The organism is Glycomyces salinus, from assembly GCF_016428645.1.
Taxonomy (GTDB): Bacteria; Actinomycetota; Actinomycetes; order Mycobacteriales; family Micromonosporaceae; genus Glycomyces; species Glycomyces salinus.
The window spans coordinates 1-5,470 of the sequence record NZ_JAELXW010000013.1 but is presented as its reverse complement, the minus strand read 5'-3'; the positions used below and the strand labels follow the sequence as shown (position 1 = coordinate 5,470).

Annotated in this window: 4 protein-coding genes; 3 read left to right on the top strand and 1 reads right to left on the bottom strand. The window is 66.9% G+C overall.

The features are described 5' to 3' along the window. The first annotated feature begins 82 nt into the window (after positions 1-82). The gene (locus JFB92_RS05355; protein WP_199035627.1) at positions 83-658 is read left to right on the top strand and encodes an SMI1/KNR4 family protein; all 576 of its coding nucleotides are present in this window, start codon (positions 83-85) and stop codon (positions 656-658) included. Positions 659-853: 195 nt separating this feature from the next. Then, positions 854-1,354 carry a DUF1801 domain-containing protein gene (locus tag JFB92_RS05350; protein WP_199035626.1) on the top strand — a complete coding sequence of 167 codons (501 nt, stop codon included), beginning with the start codon at positions 854-856 and terminating at the stop codon, positions 1,352-1,354. A 116-nt stretch (positions 1,355-1,470) separates the two neighbouring features. On the opposite strand, the gene JFB92_RS05345 is transcribed toward JFB92_RS05350, so the two are convergent. Then, positions 1,471-4,548 carry a rhamnogalacturonan lyase family protein gene (locus JFB92_RS05345; RefSeq protein WP_199035624.1) on the bottom strand — a complete coding sequence of 1,026 codons (3,078 nt, stop codon included), beginning with the start codon at positions 4,546-4,548 and terminating at the stop codon, positions 1,471-1,473. Positions 4,549-4,980: 432 nt separating this feature from the next. Here JFB92_RS05345 and JFB92_RS05340 point away from each other — a divergent pair, with 432 nt between their 5' ends. Further along, positions 4,981-5,385, top strand: a complete 405-nt coding sequence (locus JFB92_RS05340; protein ID WP_199035622.1) for a DUF1801 domain-containing protein — start codon at positions 4,981-4,983, stop codon at positions 5,383-5,385. Positions 5,386-5,470: the final 85 nt, after the last annotated feature.

The following is a 5,470-nucleotide window of genomic DNA, read 5'->3' as shown; positions in this document are numbered from 1 at the left end:
CCCCCCCCCCCCCCCGCCGCAACGCCCGACGCTCCGCCGCTCGCCGTGGGGTCGGTTCAATTGCCCGGATACCATGCGCGGCATGGGCGTTCCGGTCGAGGAGTCATGGCGGCGGATGGGCGGTTGGTTGGGACGGCATGCGCCAGTCACCTGGGCTGCGATGCGTCCGGCTGCGGGGGCGGCAGAGATCTCTCTCGTCAACGAGGTCGTGGGGCGTTCGCTGCCAGATGATGTGGTCGGTTGGTGGAGGCTGATGGACGGCATCGCCGACGCTGATTACCGTGCCGGGTTCCCCATCCCCCCGTTCTACTTGCCGTCGCCGGTCGCCGACGTCCGCGAGCAGTTCGTGAGTCTCTCGCGGTTCGCCGACAGCGAGTGCTGCGGCGCAAGCGGCGCACATGCCACCATTGCCGGGGAGGCGTCGTTCGGGTTCTGCACCGCCACCGTCCCGATCTGCTGGGAAAGCGGCGGAAATGTGCTCGTGGTCGACCTCCGCGACGGTACGCGGCGCGGCTGCGTCATGGAGTGGGCGGCCGAGGAGGGTTACTCCGAGACGACCTGGGCCGGGACTGCTGCCATGCTCGCCGATGTCGTTGACCGGCTCGACGACCCTGCGCAGACCGAGATTGTCGACGGTGGCGTCCTGCAATGGACTTGAGCGCCCTGGCTCGTCTCAGAGCCAGTGTGATCTGGGCACTGGCGCGGGACAACCGACCATTCCCCGCCAGGGCTTGACAGCATCATTGAGACTCGCTCTGGCCCCGGGGTGGCGGCCGCGCAAGCCCTCGAACCGCTCGCTCATTCGTCCCCACGATCCAGTTCCAGCGGGCACCGTGCCCTCTAGGATCAGGAAATGGCAACCGAGCAGGAGATCGAGGCCGTCGTCGGTCGCGTGAAGGTGGCGCGCCGTCGGGCCGATGCGGTGCGGCTGGTCGAGATCATGCGCGAGGCCACCGGAGTCGAACCCGAGATCTGGCCCGGCAACATCATCGGCTTCGGCAGCTACCACTACCGGTACGAGTCCGGCCGCGAGGGCGACACCGTGAAAGTCGGCTTCGCGCCCCGCGCCCCGGCCCTGACGCTGTACTGCCTCATCCGCCGCTACGGCTACGGTTCCGAGGAAATCGAGAACCGGGACCTGCTGGAACGGCTCGGCACCTACACGACCGGCAAGGGCTGCCTCTACATCAAGTACCTCGACGACATCGACACCGAGGTGCTCAAAGAACTGGTCCGGGCCGGCTACGAGCTTTATCCCGGTTCTGCCAGCGTTGCCGGCCGCGCGGCGACGACCGCCGCGCATTTGCCGAGGCGCTGGCAGTCCTCGCGGTGCCGTGCGGGCGTGGCCGGGTGAGGCACACGCCCGCACGGCGAGCAGCGGGTCATCGGGAGCCCGACTACTGCTCCCGCGTCCACCCGGTGATCGGCGAGGTGGAATCAGACCAGTCGCTCACGATGTTGATTCTCCGCTCAGCCGGCGTAGGCGATGTCGGGGCGTGGCGGCTGGGCCATGCCGTCGCCGAGGAAGTAGTCGACGTTGCCGGATTGCAGGTAGCCCTTGAGAGTCATGCTGTTGCGGTAGGCCGGGTTGTGGGCCAGGGTGTACAGCCTGGTGTCGGTCGCCTGGTCGGTGGTGAAGATCATGAGTTCGTCGAATTCCGGGCTGAGCAGCACCACCTCCTCCCGCCAATCGCCGTGGATGTCGGCGATCAGGGCGGGGTAGACGCTGTCGCCCATGGCGGTGACAGCGCCGTACTGGGACGCCGTGACCACGCGGGGCAGGTCCCAGGGGTCGGCGGGCTGGGCCGGGTCCCACTTTTCGATCCTGGGGTCGCGCTCCGTGGGAAAGGGGTCGGCGTGGTACAGCTCCCGCAGGGGGTCGCCGTCCCACCACACACCCATGTGTGGAAATGGCTGCTTGGTCGTGTCTGGTTCGGCCAACTCGTTGGTGGGGGCGTTGTAGAGACCATTGGGCTCGCTGTTCTCATAGTTGATCTCGCCGTTGATCGACCAGGTTTCCATGCCGGGGAAACGGGGGTCGATGTCGGCGACCATGCCGCGGCCCACATCGGCGTCCGGGTCGTTGCTGTGGTGTTGCCAGATCATGTCGCCGGTGGCGGCGTCGTAGTAGTAGTCGAGCATTCCGTTCGGGTGGTGCTGCTGGGTGCCATACCCTTCCAGGCCGGGCCGGTCGGGGTCGATGTCGGCGATGAACCAGCGGTCGCCGTGCACGATGTCCTGGGGAGCCAGCGAGTAGCGCAGGGTGCCGTCGCCGTTGAGCAGGAATCCGATCTCACCGATCTCGTCACGGCCGTCGCCGTCCACGTCGATGATTCGGGTGTTGTGCCCGTCGGGCAGATTCTGGTTGCCGCGCAGGAACTTCCACTCCATGGTGAGCGAGTTGCCGGTGAATCGCCAGGCGGTGTACATGAGGTTGAAGCCCCCGTTGCCGATCCGATTCTTCATGTATGCCACCAGGCTGGGGTTGGTCCCGTCGAGGTGCCCCACCCCGAACCGCGCGTACATAGGCCCGTCGGAGAGGTAGTCGGTAGGCACTGGGGCGGTGGCGCGCGGCGCGCCGGTCATGCCATCCAGGATCGCGATGGCCTGATGGGTGTCGCTGGGCAACTCGTTGAACGTGGTGCCGTTGCCGAACTGGACCCCGTTGGCGATCCGCACCGCCACCTCGGCCTGGCCGTCGCTGTCGAAGTCGTAGACGGTGACCCCGTCGTTGTGGCCGACGTCGATCGTGGACGAGCCGCCTTCGATATTGTTCTGGTCGGTGCTGTTCGGGCCCATGTTGACCTCCCACAGGAACTGCCCGTCGCTGCTGTAGGCCTCGAGCCGCTGCGGGGTCTCCTGCCGGTCCAGCACGTAGTCGTACTCGCCGTCGCCGTCCAGGTCACCGACCCAGACGAACTTCACCGGACCGCCGTCCCGCAACGGAACCCGGACCACCGGCTCGCTGGCATGGTTGGCCGACAGCGTGAAAGCACCGCTGGGGTCCTGCTCCACCCCGTCGACCACCGGCCGCACCCGGTAGGTGTTCGACTGGGACAGGTCGGCGGTGTCGTCCATGAAGTTGGTAGCTCCGGTCAGGACCGACGAGTTCAGCTGGACCTCGTCACCCCCGCCGGTGGAGCGGTACACGTTGAAGCCGATGCCGTCCGGGTCCAGCCCCAGCAGACGCCAGCTGACCAGCACGCTGTCGTCGGAGCGCACGGCCACCACCCCACGACCGAGGTCCTCCATCTGCCGGGCGTCCTGCTGTGGTGGGTTGCTTCCCATGGTGAGGTCGAGGTAGTCGATGTTGGGCAGGCCGCCCGAGCCGGTCGCAACCAGGTCGATGGTGTTGTCGCCTTCGTCCAGCGGAACGGTCACCGTCTTCGTGCTCCAGGTCGACCATCCACCGGTGACCTCGAACGAGGTGGTCGTGACGGTGGAGCCGTTGACCACGACCTCGGCGCCCCGAGCACCACTGGAGGAGCCGTTGGCGAACCCGATCTCCACGGTCGCCTCACCGGCACTGTCGACGGTCACGGTGAACTGCGAGTACCGCCCGGCCTCGTTCGGGGTATCGCAGAACCCGGAACCGGAGTAGCCGGGGTGGTTGGTGTCGATCGTGCCGTCACAGACCGCCGGCGCGTCTTCGGCCTCGTATCGGACCGGGGGCGGCGGGGGCGTGAGGTGATCGAGGTAGTCGATGTTGGGCAGGCCGCCCGAGCCGGTCGCAACCAGGTCGATGGTGTTGTCGCCTTCGTCCAGCGGGACGGTGAGGGTCTGGGTGGCCCAGGTCGACCATCCACCGGTGACCTCGAACGAGGTGGTCGTGACGGTGGAGCCGTTGACCACGACCTCGGCGCCCCGAGCACCACTGGATGAGCCGTTGGCGAACCCGATCTCCACGGTCGCCTCACCGGCACTGTCGACGGTCACGGTGAACTGCGAGTACCGCCCGGCCTCGTTCGGGGTATCGCAGAACCCGGAACCGGAGTAGCCGGGGTGGTTGGTGTCGATCGTGCCGTCACAGACCGCCGGCGCGTCTTCGGCCTCGTATCGGACCGGGGGCGGCGGGGGCGTGAGGTGATCGAGGTAGTCGATGTTGGGCAGGCCGCCCGAGCCGGTCGCAACCAGGTCGATGGTGTTGTCGCCTTCGTCCAGCGGGACGGTGAGGGTCTGGGTGGCCCAGGTCGACCATCCACCGGTGACCTCGAACGAGGTGGTCGTGACGGTGGAGCCGTTGACCACGACCTCGGCGCCCCGAGCACCACTGGATGAGCCGTTGGCGAACCCGATCTCCACGGTCGCCTCACCGGCACTGTCGACGGTCACGGTGAACTGCGAGTACCGCCCGGCCTCGTTCGGGGTATCGCAGAACCCGGTACCGGAGTACCCTGAGTGATTCGACTCGATCGTGCCGTCACAGACCGCCGGCGCATCCTCCGCCTCGTATCGGGCCGACTGCGCGTTGGCATTCGGCGCGACCACGGCCATGGTGGCGACCAGCGCCATCACCGGTACGACCACAAACCTTGCCAACCGACTCATGGGAACTCCTTTATCGAAATATCGGCTTGTCTCGATATACCAGTCGGTTCAGCATACCTGTGAACGATCCCACAATCAACAATCTCTCAACGAGAACCCCCGAACATCTACAGACGCCGGTTCCGACGACCTCGATCAATCGGCACGACCAGCCACCAATAACACAAGCCACCAGCTTGCCCGGCCTACCGCCGAGGACAGCGTCGAGGCCCTGTTCGCGGCCGTCGACGCGGAGGAGCCGCCGTTGCGGCTCATCCTCGCCTCACAGGGCTACGACATGGTCCTGGCCGTCCACGAGCAGCGCATGGCCACCTGGCGCGAATGGGAGAAGACCACCCGCTCGGCCGACCCCGAGTAGCCGGGCCCGAGCAGGCGTCTTCCCGTCGGGATGACATCGTCGCTCGTGCGCACCGTGCGCTCTAGGATCGGGCTATGGCAACCGAGCAGGAGATCGAGGCCGTCGTCGGTCGTGTGAAGGTGGCGCGCCGTCGGGCCGATGCGGTGCGGCTGGTCGAGATCATGCGCGAGGCCACCGGAGTCGAACCCGAGATCTGGCCCGGCAACATCATCGGCTTCGGCAGCTACCACTACCGGTACGAGTCCGGCCGCGAGGGCGACACCGTGAAAGTCGGGTTCGCGCCCCGCGCCTCCGCCTTGACGCTGTACGGCCTGATCCGCCGCTACGGCTACGGTTCCGATGAGATCGAGAACCGGGACCTGCTGGAACGGCTCGGCACCTACACGACCGGCAAGGGCTGCCTCTACATCAAGTACCTCGACGACGTCGACACCGAGGCGCTGAAAGACCTGATCCGGGCCGGCTACGAAGCCGACTGACCCGCCCGCAAAACCGGTTGGGCCGCTTCGCGGCGGCGTCTAGGGGCAATGCCGTTCGGTTAGGGGTCTGCGTAGACGATGATGT